The organism is Kitasatospora cystarginea, from assembly GCF_039533515.1.
GTDB classification, from domain to species: Bacteria; Actinomycetota; Actinomycetes; order Streptomycetales; family Streptomycetaceae; genus Kitasatospora; species Kitasatospora cystarginea.
The window spans coordinates 61188-78998 of record NZ_BAAATR010000024.1 but is presented as its reverse complement, the minus strand read 5'-3'; the positions used below and the strand labels follow the sequence as shown (position 1 = coordinate 78998).

Annotated in this window: 14 protein-coding genes; 9 read left to right on the top strand and 5 right to left on the bottom strand. The window is 71.7% G+C overall.

All coding sequences use genetic code 11. The features are described 5' to 3' along the window. Window positions 1-14: 14 nt before the first annotated feature. Entirely contained in the window at window positions 15-1229 is a 1215-nt protein-coding gene (locus tag ABD369_RS24515; protein WP_344638691.1) for a pyridoxal phosphate-dependent aminotransferase, read from the bottom strand. Window positions 1230-1308: 79 nt separating this feature from the next. Next, window positions 1309-3591, bottom strand: a complete 2283-nt coding sequence (locus ABD369_RS24510; RefSeq protein WP_344638690.1) for a protein kinase domain-containing protein — start codon at window positions 3589-3591, stop codon at window positions 1309-1311. 100 nt (window positions 3592-3691) lie between these two features. On the opposite strand from ABD369_RS24510, the gene ABD369_RS24505 reads away from it, so the two are divergent. Continuing rightward, window positions 3692-4321, top strand: coding sequence for a prepilin peptidase (locus tag ABD369_RS24505; RefSeq protein ID WP_344638689.1), 630 nt, complete (start codon window positions 3692-3694; stop codon window positions 4319-4321). A gap of 214 nt (window positions 4322-4535) precedes the next feature. Next, window positions 4536-5993, top strand: a complete 1458-nt coding sequence (locus tag ABD369_RS24500; protein WP_344638688.1) for a S41 family peptidase — start codon at window positions 4536-4538, stop codon at window positions 5991-5993. Window positions 5994-6095: 102 nt separating this feature from the next. On the opposite strand, the gene ABD369_RS24495 is transcribed toward ABD369_RS24500, so the two are convergent. Further along, window positions 6096-7724, bottom strand: a complete 1629-nt coding sequence (locus ABD369_RS24495; RefSeq protein ID WP_344638687.1) for a chitinase — start codon at window positions 7722-7724, stop codon at window positions 6096-6098. Window positions 7725-8132: 408 nt separating this feature from the next. Between ABD369_RS24495 and ABD369_RS24490 the strand changes: the two genes are divergently transcribed. The 4 genes from ABD369_RS24490 to ABD369_RS24475 all read left to right on the top strand — a co-directional run bounded on the left by ABD369_RS24490 (window position 8133) and on the right by ABD369_RS24475 (window position 13522). After that, window positions 8133-8927, top strand: coding sequence for an isoprenyl transferase (locus ABD369_RS24490; RefSeq protein ID WP_344638686.1), 795 nt, complete (start codon window positions 8133-8135; stop codon window positions 8925-8927). Between the two features lie 222 nt (window positions 8928-9149). Further along, window positions 9150-10484, top strand: a complete 1335-nt coding sequence (gene phoH2 / locus ABD369_RS24485) for an RNA 5'-3' helicase PhoH2 (protein WP_344638685.1) — start codon at window positions 9150-9152, stop codon at window positions 10482-10484. Between the two features lie 481 nt (window positions 10485-10965). Next, entirely contained in the window at window positions 10966-11670 is a 705-nt protein-coding gene (locus ABD369_RS24480) for an aggregation-promoting factor C-terminal-like domain-containing protein (RefSeq protein WP_449806468.1), read from the top strand. A 520-nt stretch (window positions 11671-12190) separates the two neighbouring features. Continuing rightward, window positions 12191-13522: an AI-2E family transporter gene (locus ABD369_RS24475; RefSeq protein WP_344638683.1), complete on the top strand. Its 1332-nt coding sequence runs from the start codon at window positions 12191-12193 to the stop codon at window positions 13520-13522. A gap of 191 nt (window positions 13523-13713) precedes the next feature. On the opposite strand, the gene ABD369_RS24470 is transcribed toward ABD369_RS24475, so the two are convergent. Then, a complete protein-coding gene (locus ABD369_RS24470; protein WP_344638682.1) occupies window positions 13714-14250 on the bottom strand; it encodes an alkyl hydroperoxide reductase in 537 nt (178 codons plus the stop codon). A 2-nt stretch (window positions 14251-14252) separates the two neighbouring features. Then, on the bottom strand, window positions 14253-14804 hold the full coding sequence (locus ABD369_RS24465) for a peroxiredoxin (protein WP_344638681.1): 552 nt from the start codon (window positions 14802-14804) through the stop codon (window positions 14253-14255). Between the two features lie 134 nt (window positions 14805-14938). Here ABD369_RS24465 and ABD369_RS24460 point away from each other — a divergent pair, with 134 nt between their 5' ends. The 3 genes from ABD369_RS24460 to ABD369_RS24450 all read left to right on the top strand — a co-directional run bounded on the left by ABD369_RS24460 (window position 14939) and on the right by ABD369_RS24450 (window position 17772). Beyond that, window positions 14939-15880: a LysR substrate-binding domain-containing protein gene (locus ABD369_RS24460; RefSeq protein WP_344638680.1), complete on the top strand. Its 942-nt coding sequence runs from the start codon at window positions 14939-14941 to the stop codon at window positions 15878-15880. 87 nt (window positions 15881-15967) lie between these two features. After that, a complete protein-coding gene (locus ABD369_RS24455; protein WP_344638679.1) occupies window positions 15968-17044 on the top strand; it encodes an AAA family ATPase in 1077 nt (358 codons plus the stop codon). Then, the gene (locus ABD369_RS24450; protein WP_344638678.1) at window positions 17041-17772 is read left to right on the top strand and encodes an HNH endonuclease; all 732 of its coding nucleotides are present in this window, start codon (window positions 17041-17043) and stop codon (window positions 17770-17772) included. The genes ABD369_RS24455 and ABD369_RS24450 overlap by 4 nt, the downstream gene beginning before the upstream one ends. The last annotated feature ends 39 nt before the right edge of the window (window positions 17773-17811 follow it).

Sequence of the window (17811 nt, the reverse complement as noted above, 5' to 3'; positions counted from 1 at the left end):
GTGCGGCCCGTCCCTCAGGGCTGCGTGTAGCCCGAGAGGAAGTCCCCGATCCGGGTGACCGCGTCGGTGATCTCCTCCGGGCGCGGCAGTGTGACCAGCCGGAAGTGGTCAGGCTCGGGCCAGTTGAAGCCGGTGCCCTGGACGATCAGGATCCGCTGGGCCCGCAGCAGGTCGAGCACCATCTGCTGGTCGTCCTTGATCTTGTACACCTGCGGGTCCAGCCGCGGGAACGCGTAGAGCGCGCCCTTGGGCTTCACACAGCTCACGCCCGGGATCTCGTTCAGCAGCCGGTACGCCGCGTCCCGGGACTCCAGCAGCCGCCCGCCGGGCAGCACCAGGTCCTTGATCGACTGCCGCCCGCCGAGCGCCGCCGCCACCGCGTGCTGAGCCGGCATGTTGGCGCACAGCCGCATCGAGGCCAGCACGTTCAGGCCCTCGATGTAGCTGTGAGCCCGCGCCCGGTCGCCGGAGAGCACCATCCAGCCGGAGCGGAAGCCCGCCACCCGGTACGCCTTGGACAGGCCGTTGAAGGTGACGCAGAACAGGTCCGGCGCCAGGGTGGCGAGCGGGACGTGCTCCGCGTCGTCGTAGAGGATCTTGTCGTAGATCTCGTCCGCGTAGACCACCAGCTTGTGCCGGCGGGCGATCTCGACCAGGCCCTCCAGGACTTCGCGCGGATAGACCGCGCCGGTCGGGTTGTTGGGGTTGATCACCACCAGCGCGCGGGTCCGGTCGGTGACCTTGGACTCGATGTCCGCCAGGTCGGGGTACCACTCCGACTGCTCGTCGCAGCGGTAGTGCACGGCGGTGCCGCCCGCCAGGCTGACCGAGGCCGTCCACAGCGGGTAGTCGGGCGCCGGGACCAGCACCTCGTCGCCGTCGTCCAGCAGCGCGGTCATGGCGAGCTGGATCAGCTCGGAGACCCCGTTCCCGAGGAAGACGTCATCGACCGAGAGGCCGTGCAGTCCGCGGTCCTCGTAGTGCATGACCACGGCGCGGCGCGCGGAGAGCAGCCCCTTGGAGTCCCCGTAGCCGTGGGCGCCGGCCAGGTTCCGCAGGATGTCCTGGAGGATCTCCGGCGGCGCCTCGAACCCGAACAGGGCCGGGTTCCCGGTGTTCAGCTTGAGGATGCGCTGCCCCTGGTCCTCCAGACGCATCGCCTCGTCGAGCACCGGGCCGCGGATGTCGTAGCAGACATTGGCGAGCTTGCTGGACTGGATGACCTGCATGTCTGAGTACTCTACGGTGCTCGGCCGCCGGCCACCTCGTGCTCTGGGCCACAGCCCGGTGCTCTCCCCTTATTACCGCCTACTCCGGCGGCAGCGCGTAGATGTGCGGGCCGAGCTGGGCGAACAGCCGCTTGCCGTCCGTGCCCAGGTACCAGTCGTCCGTCGAGGTGCCCTGGACGGAGAAGGTCCAGCGCAGGCTCGCGCTCCTGACGTCCACCGCGAAGACCCCCGCGCCGAACGCGCCCGGCACGAACAGGGTGCTGCCGACCAGTACCGGTGCCGTCATCGCCGAGACGTTCCTGGGCAGCGCGCAGCGCCACAGCTCCTTGCCGCTGGCGGCGTCCCAGCCGCAGACCGAGGAGGTGCCGTCGCTGCCGTACACCACGCCCTTCACCGCGGCCACCGGAGTGAACATCCGCTTCTCGTCCGCCGGCACGGTGATCTTCCACTGCTGCCTGCCGTCGGAGAGCCGGACGGCCTGCAGGCCGGTCCGCTCGGTGAGGCAGTACGCCTGGGTGTCGTCGGCGGCGGCCGGGAAGGCGGCGGAGGAGCCGGTGTCGGCGTACCAGACCTGGGTGCCGTCCTTGCCGCTGCGGGCGACCAGGTTGTTGCTGGCGTCGGTGTAGTAGACGTTGCCGGCGGCGGCCAGGCCGGAGACGAAGGGGCTGGCGCTCTTCTTCCGCTCCTGGAACCAGAGCTCCCGCTGGTTGTCGAGCGAGACCGCGGCCACTCCGGACTTGGTGTCGCCGAACACCACCCCCTTGGGCGACAGGTCGGCCAGGGTGTAGACGGCCTGGTCGTCCGCGCCGAGCAGGCCGTCGGGGGCGAGCAGGTTGCCGTCGGTGTCCTTGCCCGCGAACGTCCAGCGCGGCACGCCGCTGTCCGCGGCGAAGCCGGTGATCTGGGTGTCGACCGCGGCGAAGACCATTCCCCTGGCGGTCACCAGGATGGTGGCCGGTACGTCCCGCCTGGCCCACCTCTCCTTGCCGGTCGCCGGGTCCAGCGCCACCAGGCCCTCGCCCTGCGGGCAGAGCACCCCGGCGACCAACAGTGGCGGTGCCGCCGACACGCGCCCCTGCACGTCGTACGTCCACAGCGGCTCCGGCGGCACCCCGGCCGGGCGGGACTGCTTCGGCACCGGCTGTGCGGTGGCGGTCGGGTTCTGCGCCGGATAGTGGTTCTGGTTCGGGGACAGTGCCCACACCGCACCGCCGCCGACGGCCGCGACCGCGAGCGCACCGCCGCCGAACAGGAAGGCCCGCCGGGACGGCCGGGGACCGGCCACCGGCTCGGTGTCGGGCACCGCCTGCGGGGGCTGGGGCGTGAACGAGGTCGGCGCGCCGTGCACGGACGGCGGATCCTGCTCTTTGGCGCCGCGACCCAGCCGCATGGTGCCGGGAGCGGGGGAGTGGTCCGCCCCGGTCGGCGAGTAGCCGTCCACCGATGCCGCGGCGGTGCCGCGCGCCGGGGTCTCCATGTCCATCACCTGCGCGGCGTGCTGCGCCAGCGCCCCGGTGACCGGTGCGGGCAACCAGCCGTGGCGCAGCACCGCCGCGGTGCCCTCCGGCGCCAGCAGTTCGGTGAGCTCCTGCGGGCTCGGCCGCCGCGCCGGGTCCTTGGCGAGGCAGGCCGCCACGGCGGGACGCAGTCCGGCGGGCAGCCCCGCCAGGTCGGGCTGGTCGTTCACCACCTTGTACAGCTGCGCGGCCGGTCCCGAGGCGGACTCGAACGGACCCTCGCCGGTGGCGGCGTACACCAGCACCGAACCGAGCGAGAAGACGTCGCTGGCCGGGCCGATCGGCTGCCCCGACGCCTGCTCGGGGCTCATGTAGCCGGGTGAGCCGACCACGATCCCGGTCCGGGTGACGCTGTCGCCCTCCATCGCCCTGGCGATCCCGAAGTCGATCAGTCGGGGTCCGTCGGCGGCCAGCAGCACGTTGGACGGCTTGAGGTCGCGGTGCACCAGTCCGACCCGGTGTACGGCGGCCAGCGCCTGGGCCAGGCCGGCGCCGAGTGCCCGTACCGACTCCTCGGGCAGCGGTCCGTGCGCCAGCACGGCGTCGGTCAGCGGGGGACCGAGTACGTAGGCGGTGGCCAGCCAGGGCGTCGGGCCGTCCTGGTCGGCGTCCACCACCGGAGCGGTGTACGTGCCGTCAACCGCGCGCGCGGCCTCCACCTCGCGTGCGAACCTGCTGCGGAACTCCCGGTCCTCCGCGAGCTCCGGCCGGACGACCTTGACCGCCACGGTCCGGCCACCCGCCGAACGGGCCAGGTACACCCGTCCCATCCCGCCCGCGCCCAGTCGGGCCAGGAGGCGGTACGGTCCGACCGCCTCCGGATCGGTGACCTCCAAGGGCTCCATGCACTGCTCCCCGTTCACAAGCTGATCCGCCATCACTGGCCGCTGGTTCCGCAGATGGTACGGGCCGTACGCTCGACCCGTTCGGGCGGAGGGGGCGGCTGTGGTCGGCGAACTGGTCGGAGCGGGGGGCGGTCTGCTCGCGGCACCGCTGCTGCGTGCGGCGGCGGCGCGCTACGCGGTGCCCTACGGCGAGCCGTGGCGCGCGCCCGGAGCCCCGGGCGGCCCCGGCCTCCTCCGGGTCGGGCTGGTCGCGGCCGGGACGGGCGCGGCGGTCGGCGCGGCCGCCCACTGGCCGCTCGTGCTGCCGCTGGCCTGGGCCGCCCTGTTCGGCGTGGTGCTCGCCTTCGTCGACGCGGCCGTCCACCGCCTGCCGGACGTCCTCACCCTCCCGCTCGCCCTCGGCACGGCCCTGCTGCTCGTCCTGACCGAACACCAGGGCGCCGTACTGCTGCGCTGCCTCTACGCCGCACTGGCGCTCGGGGCCTGCTACGGCGCGCTCGCACTGCTGGCACCGATGGGCTTCGGCGACGCCAAACTGGCCCCCTCCCTGGGCGCGGTCCTCGGTTGGTACGGCTGGAGCACCGTGCTGACCGGCTTCTGGTACGGCTTCGTGCTCGCCGCCCTGTGGGGCGGAGCGCAGCTGCTGGCCCACCGGATGAAGGGCGGCGACGCCCTGCCCTTCGGGCCCTGCATGCTCCTCGGCGCCCTGCTGGCGGTCCTCCTCCACTGACACCGGGCAGGGGTGCGCTCCCAAGAGGCGGCCGCCCCGGCACACCCGGGCGCCCACGTGGTGTACCCGGCGCATCCGTACGGGGGGTCCTGGCAGGGTGGTGCAGGCACCACCCGAACTCGGTAGCCAGCACCATCGCCACTCCGGGGGCGCCGTCGGGAGCATGGTCACCGGACGCCGTACGGCGTCAGGCCAAGCACGGGGAGGCTCGACCATGCCGCTCAGGAACTCTTCCGCCAGGACCGCTCTCACAGCCGCACTGCTCGTCATCACGGGCGGATCGGCCCTGGGCGCCCAGCCGGCGAGCGCCGCCGGCCATCCACCGGACGCCACGGCCTCCCACTGGGCGGACGGCACCTGGCGGATGGACGGCTACGGCACCGTCCTCACCATCGCGGGCGACCACCTCCAGACCTACCAGACCACCTCGATCAGCTGCCTCAAGGGCGACGACGCCCAGCGCTCGCACACCGCCCCGGGGTCGGTCACCTTCACCGGCCCCGACGCAACGGTCCTCACCGTCCGGGTACTGCCCGGCCAGGCCGGCGCGGCCCTGCACGTCGACGGCTCACCCGGCGATCGCATGCTGCACCGCGTTCCGTCCCTGCCCGCCGACTGCGGTCGGCCCGCGCCGGCCGATCGGGTGGCCACCTTCGACGTCTTCTGGCAGACGTTCGAGGAGAACTACCCCTTCTTCGCTGCCAAGGGCATCGACTGGCACGCCGTCAGGGAGCACTACCGGCCGCAGATCAACGCGCGGACCAGCGACGCCCAACTGTTCGCCGTCCTCAGCGAGATGGTCCGGCCGCTGTACGACGCGCACGTCCACATCGCGGCCAAGGGCACCGGTCGCTTCGCCCAGGGCCGCCCCGGCACGGTCGTGCCGAGCAGTGAGCTGGACGACCGGCTCCGTGCCTACATCGAGGAGCGCGACCTCGGCGGAGGGCAGCTGCGGTCCTACGCCAAGGGCCGGATCGGCTACGCGGACCTGCCGAACAGCCAGGGCTACCTCAGGATTTCCGGCTTCGGCGGCTACACGGACGACCCGGACGACAGCTACGCCGCCAACAGCGCCGAGCTGCAGCGGGCGCTGGACGACATCCTCACCCCGGAGCGCACCGCCCGGCTCAGCGGTCTGATCATCGACGTGCGGATCAACGGCGGCGGTTCCGACAGCCTCGGCCTGCAGATCGCCTCGCGGCTCACCGACCGCGGGTACCTCGCGTACGGCAAGGTGACGCGTGACGATCCGGCCGATCCCAGCGCGTTCACGCGTCCACAGCCGATCGTCGTCCAGCCCACCCCGGGTGCCCGCTACACCGGCCCGGTCGCGGTCCTGACCAGCGGGTCCACGGTCAGCGCGGGGGAGACGTTCACCCAGGCGCTGATGGACCGCCCTGGCGGCTCGGTGCGGATCGGCCAGTCCACCCAGGGCGTCTTCTCGGACGTCCTGGAGCGCACCCTTCCCAACGGCTGGCAGATCGGCCTGCCCAACGAGGAGTTCCGCACCCCCTCCGGGCGCACGTTCGACGGGCCGGGCATCCCGCCGCAGTACCGCGAACCGGTCTTCACCGACGAGGAGTTCGGCCACCACCGCGACTCCGCCTACGACCGTGCGGTCTCCCTCCTGAAGAGCGGGGCCCGACCGGCCGCCGCGGCCCGACCAAGGTAGGGGCCGCGGTAACCGCGGCCAGGAGGCCCGCCGCACCCGGCGGGCACGACGAGCCTCGGCCGGGACACCGCCCCACCCTCGAAAGGCGGCGTCCCGAGGGGGTCACGGCATCGCGTGGACGTGGGCGCCCACGTTGGCGGAGAAGTCGTTGCCGTTGGCGGCGTCCCAGTTGGTCGACCAGCTCATCGCGCCGCGGATGGCCGGCCACCTGGCCGGCGGGACGAAGCTGCCGCAGTTGGTGCCGGTGGCCAGGCAGTCCAACGCGTGGTTCACCACGGTGGAGTCGACGTAACCGCCGCCCGCCGCCTTGCCGGAGGCGGGGACCCCGATGCCGACCTGGTCCGGACGCAGACCGCCCTGGATGTGGGTGCAGACCTGGCTGGTGATGAAGTCGACGGTGCCCTGGTTGTAGACCTTGCCGTCACAGCCGTTCATCCCACCGGAGTTGTAGAACTGGGTGTTGACGACGGTCAGGATGTCCCTGGTGTTCAGCGCCAGTTGGAAGTACGCGCCCGAGGTGCTGTACATCCCGATGGTCTCCGGTGCCATGGTCAGTACGAAGCCGGAGCCGACCTTGCTCTGCAGGGTGTGCAGCGCCTGTGCCAGGTGGACGGGGTCGACACCGTTCTCCAGGTCGATGTCCACACCGTCGAAGCCGTAGCTGCGGATCAGGGCGGACGCACTGGTGGCGAAGTTGTCGGCGGTGGCGGAGCTGTTCACCGTGACGGTGCCGTTCTGGCCGCCGACCGAAAGCACGACCCGCTTGCCCGCCGCGTGCTCGGCGGCGATGTCGGCCCTGAAGTCCGCGTCGGTGTAGCCGCCCAGCCTGCTCGCGAGCGCCGGGTCCAGGGTGAAGCCGATCGCGCCGGGAGTACCGGTCGCGTCCGCGAAGGAGACCGCAATGATGTCGTAGGCGCTCTGCACGTCGCGCAGCCGCTGCACGGCGGCGCCGTTGTCGAAGTTCTGCCAGTAGCCGGTCAGCAAGTGCGCCGGGAGGGGCCCGCTCGGCGGGGTGGCGGGCCCGCTCGGCGGGGGGCTGCCGGTCGGCGACGAACTCGGGGAGGAGCTCGGCGCCGGACTGGAGCTGCCGCTCGGGGCCGAGGTGGGGCTGCTGCTCGGCCCGCCGGGCGACGAGGACGGCGAGCTCGACGGGGAGGAGGAGGTGCTCGGCGCCGGCGTCGGGGAGGAGGTACCCGCAGGGCCGGTCAGCGTGATGTCGTCCGCGCCGTAGGCGCCCTGGCCGTACCAGCCGTGCACGTACACCGTGACGGCGCTGGTGCCGGCGCCGGTGGTGAAGGTCGTGCTGAGCTGGTTCCAGCCGTTCTGGCTGGACCAGGTGGAGGGGTCCGTGCCGCCGGTGCCGCTCACGCCCAGGTAGACGTACGGGCCCTGGACCCAACCGCTCAGCGTGTAGCGGGTGTTGGGCAGCACGCTGACGGTCTGCCGGCAGTCGGCGGTGTCCGAGCCGCCCGGAGTCCCCTGCAGGGCGTACGAGCCGGAGTGCGCCGGGGAGGAGACCGCGCTCGCGGTGCCGGCGCAGCTCCAGCCGGCGAGCGTGCCGGTCTCGAAGCCGCCGTTGGCGACGAGGTCGCCGACCGCCGCGCCGGCGCTGCCCGTGAACAGCGCGAGGCCGCCGCCGGCCAGGGCGAGCGCGGTGGTGCCGGCCGCGAGGGCCGTGGGGAGGGTGCTTCGGTGGCGCCGGTGGGACGGCGGCTGCAGCGTACGGGCCATGGAGGCGCTCCGTGGGAAGAGGGGAGCCGCCGCGGTGGGGGCGCGACGGCTCCGTGTGGGGGAGGGTGGTCCGCGGTAGGGCTGTCGGGGGCGGGGTCGGTACGCGCCGCCGTCCGCCGCCCTCACACAGAAAACTGGACTAGACCAATGGTGGGCGTCAAGCATCCGGAGCCCGACTTACGGCCCGGTTAAGGAACCGGTGACCGTTCCGTGTCCATGGCGGCCGCGACCGAGTCGGGGCAGCCCGCGACCACGGCCACATCGGACCCACATAGGGCCGAGGATTTCTGTTCACTCTTGTGACAGGTTCGCTACGTGCGGTTTTACCTTCGTGCACCCGTGCGGGAGTAGGCTGCGGCGGGGGTTTTTAGTCGCACCGGGGGACCAAGCACGGAGGGGCCGAACGTCATGGGTCTGCGCGATGTGGTCGAGCGCACGCCGGGTCTGCGCAGCCTGCTGGACAACGCATACCGGCTCTACGGCCGCCGGGTCGAGGTGCACCTCGACAACACCCCGCACCACATCGGGGTCATTCTGGACGGTAATCGCCGCTGGGCGAAGGCGACCGGCGGGACCACCGCGTACGGGCACCAGCGCGGGGCGGACAAGATCAGCGAGTTCCTCGGCTGGTGCGACGAGACGCACGTCAAGGTCGTCACGCTCTGGATGCTCTCCACCGACAACCTCTCCCGCCCGGCCGAGGAACTGGTCCCGCTGCTCGGGATCATCGAGGACGCGGTCCGTGGGTTGGCCGAGGCCCGTCGCTGGCGGGTCAACCCGGTCGGCGCGCTCGACCTGCTGCCCGAGCACACCGCGGAGGTGCTCAAGCAGGCGGCCCAGGCCACCGAGCACGTCCAGGGCGTCACCGTCAACGTCGCCGTCGGCTACGGCGGCCGGCACGAGATCGCCGATGCCGTCCGCTCGCTCCTCCAGGAGCACGCCGGCCGGGGTACCTCGATCGAGGAATTGGCCGAAATCCTCACCGTCGAGCACATCGCCGAACACCTCTATACCACCGGCCAGCCCGACCCCGACCTGATCATCCGGACCTCCGGCGAGCAGCGTCTGTCCGGCTTCCTGCTCTGGCAGAGCGCCCACAGCGAGTTCTACTTCTGCGAGGCGTACTGGCCGGCCTTCCGCAAGGTCGACTTCCTCCGCGCGCTGCGCGACTACCAGCTGCGCCACCGCCGACTGGGCCTGTGACGGACGTCGGTTCCAAGCCGCCGGGGCGCTGAACCGAGTTCAGATCGTCTGCCCGTGAGGCGTTCGGGTAAACGTTCGCCGACAATGATCCGTCAGTTCCGTGCGGCGGGTATGCACCATGGTTCGCCTGGGAATACCCCAGTCAGACCGGTACCCCGGCCACCGGGGTCGCGGGGACCGGCTTGCCGCGGGTGACGCTGGGTCATCCGCTCGGGAGGCCTAGTGGTCAGTACCAAGAGCCGTCGGACACCAGACCGGCGCACGTACGTTCTCGACACCAGCGTGCTCCTGGCCGACCCGTTCGCCATGACGCGCTTCGAGGAGCACGAGGTGGTCCTCCCGGTGGTCGTGGTCACCGAGCTGGAGGCCAAGCGGCACCACCCGGAGCTGGGCTACTTCGCCCGCCAGGCGCTGCGCCTGCTGGACGACTACCGCATCCGCCACGGCCGGCTCGACGAGCCGATCCCGGTGGGCGACTTCGGCGGCACCATCCGGGTCGAGCTCAACCACTCCGACCCCTCCGCGCTGCCGGCCGGGTACCGCTCGGGCGGAGGCGAGGCGGACACCCGGATCCTGGCGGTCGCCCGCAATCTGCAGGCCGAGGGCTACGACGTCACCGTGGTCTCCAAGGACCTGCCGCTGCGGATCAAGGCCAGCTCGGTCGGGCTGTTGGCGGAGGAGTACCGCGCGGAGCTGGCGATCACCTCGGGCTGGACCGGGATGTCCGAGCTGCATGTGTCCGGCGACCAGGTGGACGCCCTGTTCGGGGCCGGCCACGACGTCGCGGTGGACGTCGACGGTACCGAGGAACTGCCCGTGCACACCGGCCTGGTGCTCACCTCGGAGCGCGGCCGGGCGCTCGGCCGGGTGACGCAGGACGGCCGGGTACGGCTGGTCCGGGGGGACCGCGAGGCGTTCGGGCTGCGGGGCCGCAGCGCCGAGCAGCGGGTGGCCCTGGAGCTGCTGCTCGACCCCGAGGTCGGCATCGTCTCGATGGGCGGCCGGGCGGGCACCGGCAAGTCCGCGCTGGCGCTCTGCGCCGGCCTTGAGGCGGTGCTGGAGCGGCAGCAGCACCGCAAGGTGATGGTGTTCCGTCCGCTGTACGCGGTCGGCGGGCAGGAGTTGGGCTACCTGCCGGGCAGCGAGGCCGAGAAGATGGGTCCGTGGGCCCAGGCGGTCTTCGACACCCTGTCCGCGGTCACCACCCCGGACGTGATCGAGGAGGTGATCGCCCGGGGGATGCTGGAGGTCCTGCCGCTGACCCACATCAGGGGGCGGTCGCTGCACGACGCGTTCGTGATCGTGGACGAGGCGCAGTCCCTGGAGCGGAACGTCCTGCTGACCGTCCTGTCCCGGATCGGCCAGGGTTCGCGGGTGGTGCTCACCCACGACGTCGCCCAGCGCGACAACCTGAGAGTCGGTCGGTACGACGGCGTGGTCGCGGTGGTGGAGAAGCTCAAAGGCCACCCGCTGTTCGCGCACGTCACACTCACCCGCTCCGAGCGCTCGCCGATCGCCGCCCTGGTGACGGAGATGCTGGAGGACATCCAGCCCTGAGACCGGCCCGAGCCGGACGGCGCGCCGGCCCGGGGCGCCCGGAGGCGAACGGGTGGTCAATGACACGCCACACCGGGGCAAATCACCCTAAAACTGGATCAAGGGACCTGCCGCATAGCGGCAGGTCCCTTGGCTGTCACCACACCTGACTGTCCCTTCTCTGGAGTACCGGCAAACCCGCTGCTCGCGGGAATTGTGAGATGCGCCACGCAACCGGGAATTGCGTAGACACGTCCTGGTGCGGCATGGTGAGGGTTCTGTCAGGCCCCGCGTACGGCACAACTCGCCCGGCAACTCCGGTCGGCGGGCGGACAACTGAACACCGCTTGAGCCGTATGCCGCCCGATCCACACGCCTGTCCGACTCAGTCTCGGCCCGGCGCCGGGCCCGAGTCTCCCGTGACCAGCACCTGTGGGGACCAGCGCCAAGGGGCATGTTGCGTCCGAACGGTCACGCGCGGGCGATGCTGGAAGGAAACCATGTGACTCGGATCTCGGTCCGGGGAGTCGCTGTGGCCTCTGCCACCGCGGTCACCGCTGTAGGTGCCGTCGTCGGCGTGGCGTCCGGTAGCGAGGGCAAGAACACCCAGACGGTCGACGTCGCAGGTGCCACCCTGCTCGCCGACGTCCCGACGGGCGCTCACGCACAGACCGTCAGTGACAACTTCAAGCAGCAGGCCACCGCTCAGGAGGCAGCCGCCGACCAGGCCGCGCAGGAAGCCGCCGCCAAGAAGGCCGCCGACGAGGCCGCGCGCCAGAAGGCCGCCGCCGACGCCCAGGCGAAGGCCGACGCGGAGAAGGCCGCCAAGGCCGCCGAGGAGAAGCGGCAGGCCGACGAGGAGGCCGCGAACCGCGCCAAGGCGCGGACCGAGATGGCCGCCGTCGTCGCCACCGACCCCGGCTCGGTCCAGGCAATGGCCGCCTCGATCATCGGCGACTCCGGCCAGTTCCAGTGCTTCAGTCAGATCGTGAAGCGCGAGAGCGGCTGGGACTACACCGCGACCAACGCGAGCTCCGGTGCGTACGGCCTGGTCCAGGCGCTGCCGGGTTCGAAGATGGCCTCGGTCGGCTCGGACTGGCGGACCAACCCCGCGACCCAGATCAAGTGGGGCCTGAACTACATGAACGACCGCTACGGCTCGCCGTGCGGCGCCTGGTCCTTCTGGCAGGCGCACCAGTGGTACTAGGAGCGCAGCCGCTTCGCCGAGAGGCCCCCGACCGTGGTCGGGGGCCTCTCGGCGTTCCGCGGGCCCGGAGGTCCTGAGTGCTGCCGGGGCCGGACACGCCGCGGGTCGGACACGCTTCGCGCCGGAAGAGCTGCGGGCCGGAAAACTGCGGGCCGCGCCGCCCAGCGCTGCGCTGACCATGACGCCGGTGGGCGGTGCGGTCCAGATGCGGACGCGGGGGCCGGGGAGGGTCCTGGTTTGCCCCGGCACCGGCCGGTCCGCCGACAGTTGGCCCTCTGTTACACCCGACCCCTCCCCGTGGAACCGCGGTCCGAAACCGCCGAATTATCCGATATTGAGATAATTTTTGCCGCTGTGACATTGAAGATTCCCCGCGCCCACCTCGCTCCAACGGCGAAACCGATCCGTTCGGGCGGGTAGCGTCGTCCCTGACAGCCGTGACGGGGATGACCGACGGCGTAGCAAGAGCCGATCGGGGAGCGGTGTGTCGAAGGTGGCGCGGGGCGCAAGAGTGCTCGCGGTGTCGGGGGCTGGAGCCCTCGCCTCGCGACTGGTGGCGGCACTGGCAGAACGGCGCCGGGCTGCCCGCGCCGTGGAGGAACAGGTAGCGGACCCGGACGACTTCCTGCTGTCCATGGAGCAGGTCCCGGCACCTCGTTCCCCGCTGCCGGACGGATCCGAGCGGCGCTCCGGGGCCGAGCGGACCCAGGCGCCGTACGGCCGTGAAGGCGTCGTACCGGGCCGTCCGGCGGACCCGGTCGACGCGGTGCCGTGGACGCTGCGGGTGGCGGCCGAGTCCACCTGGCGGCTGCTGCTGCTCGCGGCGGCTCTCTACCTGGTCTTCCGGGTGGTGGACATGCTGCGGCTGGTCGCCTTCGCGGTGCTGGCCGCGTTGCTGATCTCCGCGCTGCTGGAGCCGACGGTCTCCTGGCTGCGGCGGCACGGGGTGCCCCGCTCACTGGCGGCGGCGGCGACCTTCCTCAGCGGTCTGGCCGGGATCGGACTGGTCGGCTGGTTCGTGGTCTGGCAGGTGTCCACCAACCTCAACTCGGTCACCGGGAAGGTCCAGGCCGGTGTCAACCAGTTGCGCGAGTGGCTGGTCACCGGGCCGCTGCACCTGACCCAGCAGCAGATCAACGACTTCGCCAAGCAGATCACGAACGCGATCGGCACCAACTCGGACCAGATCACCTCGGCCGGGTTCACCGGTGTGACGATAGCGGTCGAGGTCCTCACCGGCGTCCTGCTCGCCGCCTTCACCACCTTCTTCCTGCTCTACGACGGCGCCCGGATCTGGAGCTGGCTGCTGCGGGGCCTGCCCCGGCACTCCCGTTACGCGCTCGCCGGTGCGGGCCCGAAGGCGTGGGCGACCCTCACCGCGTACGTGCGCGGCACCGTGTGCGTGGCCTTCATCGACGCGCTCTGCATCGGCATCGGCATCCAGCTGCTGGGCGTACCGCTGGCGATGCCGCTGGCGGTGATCGTCTTCCTCGGGGCGTTCGTGCCGCTGGTCGGCGCACTGGTCACCGGCACCATCGCGGTGCTGATCGCACTGGTGACGCAGGGGCCGTTCATCGCGCTGATGGTGCTAGTCGTGCTGGTCGCGGTGCAGAACATCGAGGGGCACCTGCTCCAGCCGCTGATCCTCGGCCGTGCGGTCCGGGTGCACCCGCTGGGCGTGGTGCTCGGTGTGGCGACCGGCTCGATCATCGGTGGGATCGGGGGCGCGATCGTGGCCGTCCCGCTGATCGCGGTGACCAACACCGTCGTCTCCCACCTGCGCCAGCGCAACGCGGCCGGCCAGCAGGTCTTCGAGGCCCTCGAAGCCGCCCGCGGGGCGGCCGAACGGTAGGGCCGTACTGCCAGGGCGCGAGCAGCGCCCTGCAGGCCGCCTCCGGACGGTGCGGAGGCTCACTCGAGAGAACGCGGAAGGCTCACCGGGCGGCACGAAACGGCCGGGGAGACTGCCGGGTTCAGCCAAGAGAACGCGGGAGGCCCTGCCGGACACATCGTCCGGCAGGGCCTCCCGCGTTGTCGCGTGCGTCAGAGCGCAGCCAGGACGGCCTCGGAGTCGAGGGTCGCGGCAACGGCCTGGACGACGGCGGCGATCTTCATCGACGCCTGGACGGTCGCGGCGTCCACGCCCGCCTTGCGCAGGACCTGCTCGTGCGAGTCGAGGCACTGGCCGCAGCCGTTGATCGCGGAGACCGCGAAGCACCACAGCTCGAAGTCGGCCTTCTCCACGCCCGGGGTGCCGATGATGTTCATCCGCAGCCCGGCGCGCATGGTGCTGTACTCGTTGTTGGAGAGCAGGTGCAACGTCCGGTAGTAGACGTTGTTCATGCCCATGATCGAGGCGGCACCCTTGGCGGCGGTGTACGCCTCCGGGGTCAGGTTCGCCTTGGCCTCGGGCTCCAGCTCACGCAGCACGGCGGCGCTCCGGGTGGCCATGGCGCAGGCCAGCACGGTGCCCCAGAGCTGCTGGGCGGGGAGCTCGGAGTTGCCGATGACCGCGCTCAGGTTGAGCTTGAGGTCCTTGGCGTAGTCCGGCAGGGCCGCCTTCAGTTCGTCGAGGGCCATGATCAGCCGGCCAGCAGGGCCTGGGCGTCGAGGGTCTCCTCGCCCTTGTTCCAGTTGCAGGGGCACAGCTCGTCGGTCTGCAGGGCGTCCAGCACCCGCAGGACCTCCTTGGGGTTACGGCCGACGGAACCGGCGGTCACCATGGCGAACTGGACCTCGTTGTTCGGGTCCACGACGAAGACGGCGCGCTGGGCCAGGCCGTCGGCACCCTCGACGCCACAGGCACGCATCAGGTCGTGCTTGACGTCGGCCAGCATCGGGAAGGGCAGGTCACGCAGGTCCTTGTGGTCCTTGCGCCAGGCGTGGTGGACGTACTCCGAGTCGCCCGAGACGCCGAGGATCTGGGCGTCACGGTCGGCGAACTCCTCGTTCAGCTTGCCGAACGCGGCGATCTCGGTCGGGCAGATGAAGGTGAAGTCCATCGGCCAGAAGAAGACGATCTTCCACTTGCCCTCGTAGGTCTTGTGGTTGATCTGCGCGAAGGCGTTCGCGGCGTCCAGGTCGACGCAGGCGTTGAGTTCGAACTCGGGGAACTTGTCACCGATCGTGAGCACGTTCGCTTCTCCTGTGTGATGCGATTGCGGGGAGGGCCGTCCGGATTGCGGACGGATCCCAGCCTGACACACCGCTCACTGATCGGGGAAATAGCTAGACTCGATCCATCTGATCGGAGAGAGCTATCAGTATCTTGCGCCACCCCAAGTCCCGCACCCCGACCATCGCCCAGCTCAAGGCCTTCCTGGCGGTAGCCGAGCACCTGCACTTCCGCGATGCGGCCACCGCCGTGGGCCTCAGCCAGCCGGCCCTCTCCGGCGCGGTCGCGGCGCTGGAGGAGACGCTCGGATCACAGCTGGTCGAGCGTACGACGCGGAAGGTCATCATCACGCCACTGGGGGAGCGGGTGGCCGAGCACGCGCGCCGGGTGCTCGCCTCGCTGTACGACCTCTCCGAGGAGGTGGAGGCGGCCCGTCGCCCGTTCACCGGCCCGCTGCACCTCGGCGTGATTCCGACCGTCGCCCCGTACCTGCTGCCCGGCGTGCTCAGGCTGGTCCGCCGTAGCTACCCCGACCTGGACCTGCACGTCCACGAGCAGCGCACCCCCTCGCTGCTGGAGGGGCTCGCCGCCGGTCGGCTCGACCTGCTGCTGCTCGCGCTCCCGGCCGGCGGGGCGTCACCCACCCGCGACATCCCGCTGTTCGACGAGGACTTCGTGCTGGTCACCCCGCCCGACCACGAGCTGGCCGGGCGCACCGGCGTACCCCGGGACGTGCTGCTCGACCTCGACGTGCTGCTGCTGGAGGAGGGCCACTGCCTGCGCGACCAGGCGTTGGACATCTGCCGTGAGGTCGGTGCCGACACCTCGGGCGGCTCGACCAGGGCCGCCGGGCTCTCCACCCTGGTCCAGCTGGTCGCCGGAGGGCTCGGCGTCACCCTGCTGCCCGCCACGGCCCTGGACGTCGAGGCCGGTCGCACCGACCGGCTGGCCACCGTCCGCTTCGCCGACCCGGCCCCCGGCCGCCGGATCGGTCTCGCCACCCGCCCCGGCTCGGCGCGCAGTGGCGAGTACGAGCGCTTCGCCGCCTCGCTGCGCGAGGCGCTGTGCGATCTGCCGGTCCGCATCGTGTCGTGACCCGGCGGTCCACCGGGGCCGTTCGAGCGGCTCTGCCGACGGGTACTCAACCCATGCACCGTGCCGATCGGTTGAGGGGTGGTCGTCATGTACGTCGCCAGGATCGGGATCGAGAACATCGGGGGCTTCCAGGGCGAACGCAGCCTCGACCTGGAGCTGACCAGGCCCGACGGCTCGCACGCCGGCTGGACGGTGTTCGCCGGGCCGGGCGGCTCGGGCAAGACCGCGCTGCTGCACGCCGTCGCCCACGCGCTCGGGCACGGGCCCGACGACCCGTCCTGGCTGGGCGAGGGCGAGGTGCGGATCACCGGCGCCGGGGCGGACGAACTGCGCTGGCGGCTCAGTCGGACCGAAGGTGGCTGCACCGAGCACCGTTCGGGCCCCGCCGCGGGCGCCGGGGCCGTCGCCACCCGCCTCCACGGCTCGGCCGGCCTCGCCGCAGGCCTGCACTGGCTGGCCGGGCAGCGCGGCGACTCCTTACTCGCACTGCTCGGCGACGGACTGCTGCCCGACGGCCACCGCATCGCCCGGATCGACCCGGACGGTCTCTGGGTCACCCGGGGCGGCAGCACCCGGCCGGCGGCCGCTCTCGGGGAGGGCGTCAGGAGCGTCCTCGCCCTCGTCCTCGACCTGCTCAGGAGCGCCCAGGCGGCCGATCCGGACGAGGAGTTGGTGATCGACGGCGAATCGCCCACCGCCCCCGCGCCCGGCCTGGCCCTGATCGACGAGGCCGAGGCCCACCTCCACCCCGCCCGGCAGCAGTGGCTCGGCGAGTGGCTGGTCGCGCACTTCCCCGAGGTCCAGTTCCTGGTCACCACCCACAGCCCCTACATCTGCCAGGCGGCCGATCCCGGCGGCCTGGTCCGCCTGCCCGGTCCCACCGAGCAGGCCCCGCCCTACGTCCTGGACGAGGACCTGCACCAGCGCATCGCCTACGGCAGTGGCGACGACGTCGCGCTCACCGAGCTCTTCGCCCTGCCCAGCGCCCACTCCCCGCAGGCCGAGGAGGAACGGCAGCTGCTGATCGCGCTGGAGCGCAAGCTGTACACGGGCAAGGCCTCCAAGACCGACATCGCCGAGTACCACGCACTCGGTGCCCGCCTGGGCAGTCCGCTCACCGCCCGGGTCGACGAGACCCGCTCACGACGAGGCGGCAACAGGTGATCCCGCTCCAGCGCCCGCAGCTGCGCGGCAGACTGGCCGCCGAGCTGACCCGGCGCACCGAGGTGCTCCGTACCTCCGGGGCGACCACCGCCACCGGACGGGCGGCCTGGCGCGACGCCCGCGACACCAAGGCCCGGCTGCGCACCCTGCTGCACGGGATGGCCCCCGGTCTGGTCCGCTGCATGTACTGCGGCGACAGCCTCGGCACCGACATCGACCACTTCGAGCCGATCGCCCGCGCCCCGCTGCGCACCTTCGACTGGCACAACCACCTGCTCGCCTGCGCCTACTGCAACAGCAACCTCAAGCGCGACCAGTTCCCCTGCGACCCCGTCACCGGTGCCCACCTGCTGATCGACCCCTCCCGCGAGGACCCCGCCGACCACCTGCTGCTCTATCTGGAGTCCGGTGCCTATCAGGGACTGACGGCCAAGGGGCGCACCACCATAGACGTGTTCGGCCTCAACGCCCGCGGCGAACTGGTCCGGGGGCGGCGGCTGGCCTTCACCGTGGTCAAGGCGCTGCTGCGGGAGTGGCACCAGCACAGCGGCGTGTCCCCGGCGACCGCACGGGAGTTGGCGGACGCCCTCGCGATGCTCTGGCAGGCCGACGTGTTCCGCGCGGTCGTCCGACTCGCCCGGACCCCGTCCCTCGCCGAAACCGTCCTCGGCCCGGACGCCCATGCGGCGCTCGGGCAACTGGCCTGCCTGGACGAGCGGTTCACCTGACCGTCCGGGGCGCCCGGGTCGGCGCGGTCAGCCGTACGC

Excerpts from the sequence above, each read along its gene's own strand:
- ABD369_RS24455 (WP_344638679.1), top strand. The coding sequence starts at position 15,968 with ATGTACGTCGCCAGGATCGGGATCGAGAACATCGGGGGCTTCCAGGGC.
- ABD369_RS24470 (WP_344638682.1), bottom strand. The coding sequence starts at position 14,250 with ATGGCCCTCGACGAACTGAAGGCGGCCCTGCCGGACTACGCCAAGGAC.
- ABD369_RS24490 (WP_344638686.1), top strand. The coding sequence starts at position 8,133 with ATGGGTCTGCGCGATGTGGTCGAGCGCACGCCGGGTCTGCGCAGCCTG.
- ABD369_RS24515 (WP_344638691.1), bottom strand. The coding sequence starts at position 1,229 with ATGCAGGTCATCCAGTCCAGCAAGCTCGCCAATGTCTGCTACGACATC.
- ABD369_RS24510 (WP_344638690.1), bottom strand. The coding sequence starts at position 3,591 with ATGGAGCCCTTGGAGGTCACCGATCCGGAGGCGGTCGGACCGTACCGC.
- ABD369_RS24500 (WP_344638688.1), top strand. The coding sequence starts at position 4,536 with ATGCCGCTCAGGAACTCTTCCGCCAGGACCGCTCTCACAGCCGCACTG.
- ABD369_RS24495 (WP_344638687.1), bottom strand. The coding sequence starts at position 7,724 with ATGGCCCGTACGCTGCAGCCGCCGTCCCACCGGCGCCACCGAAGCACC.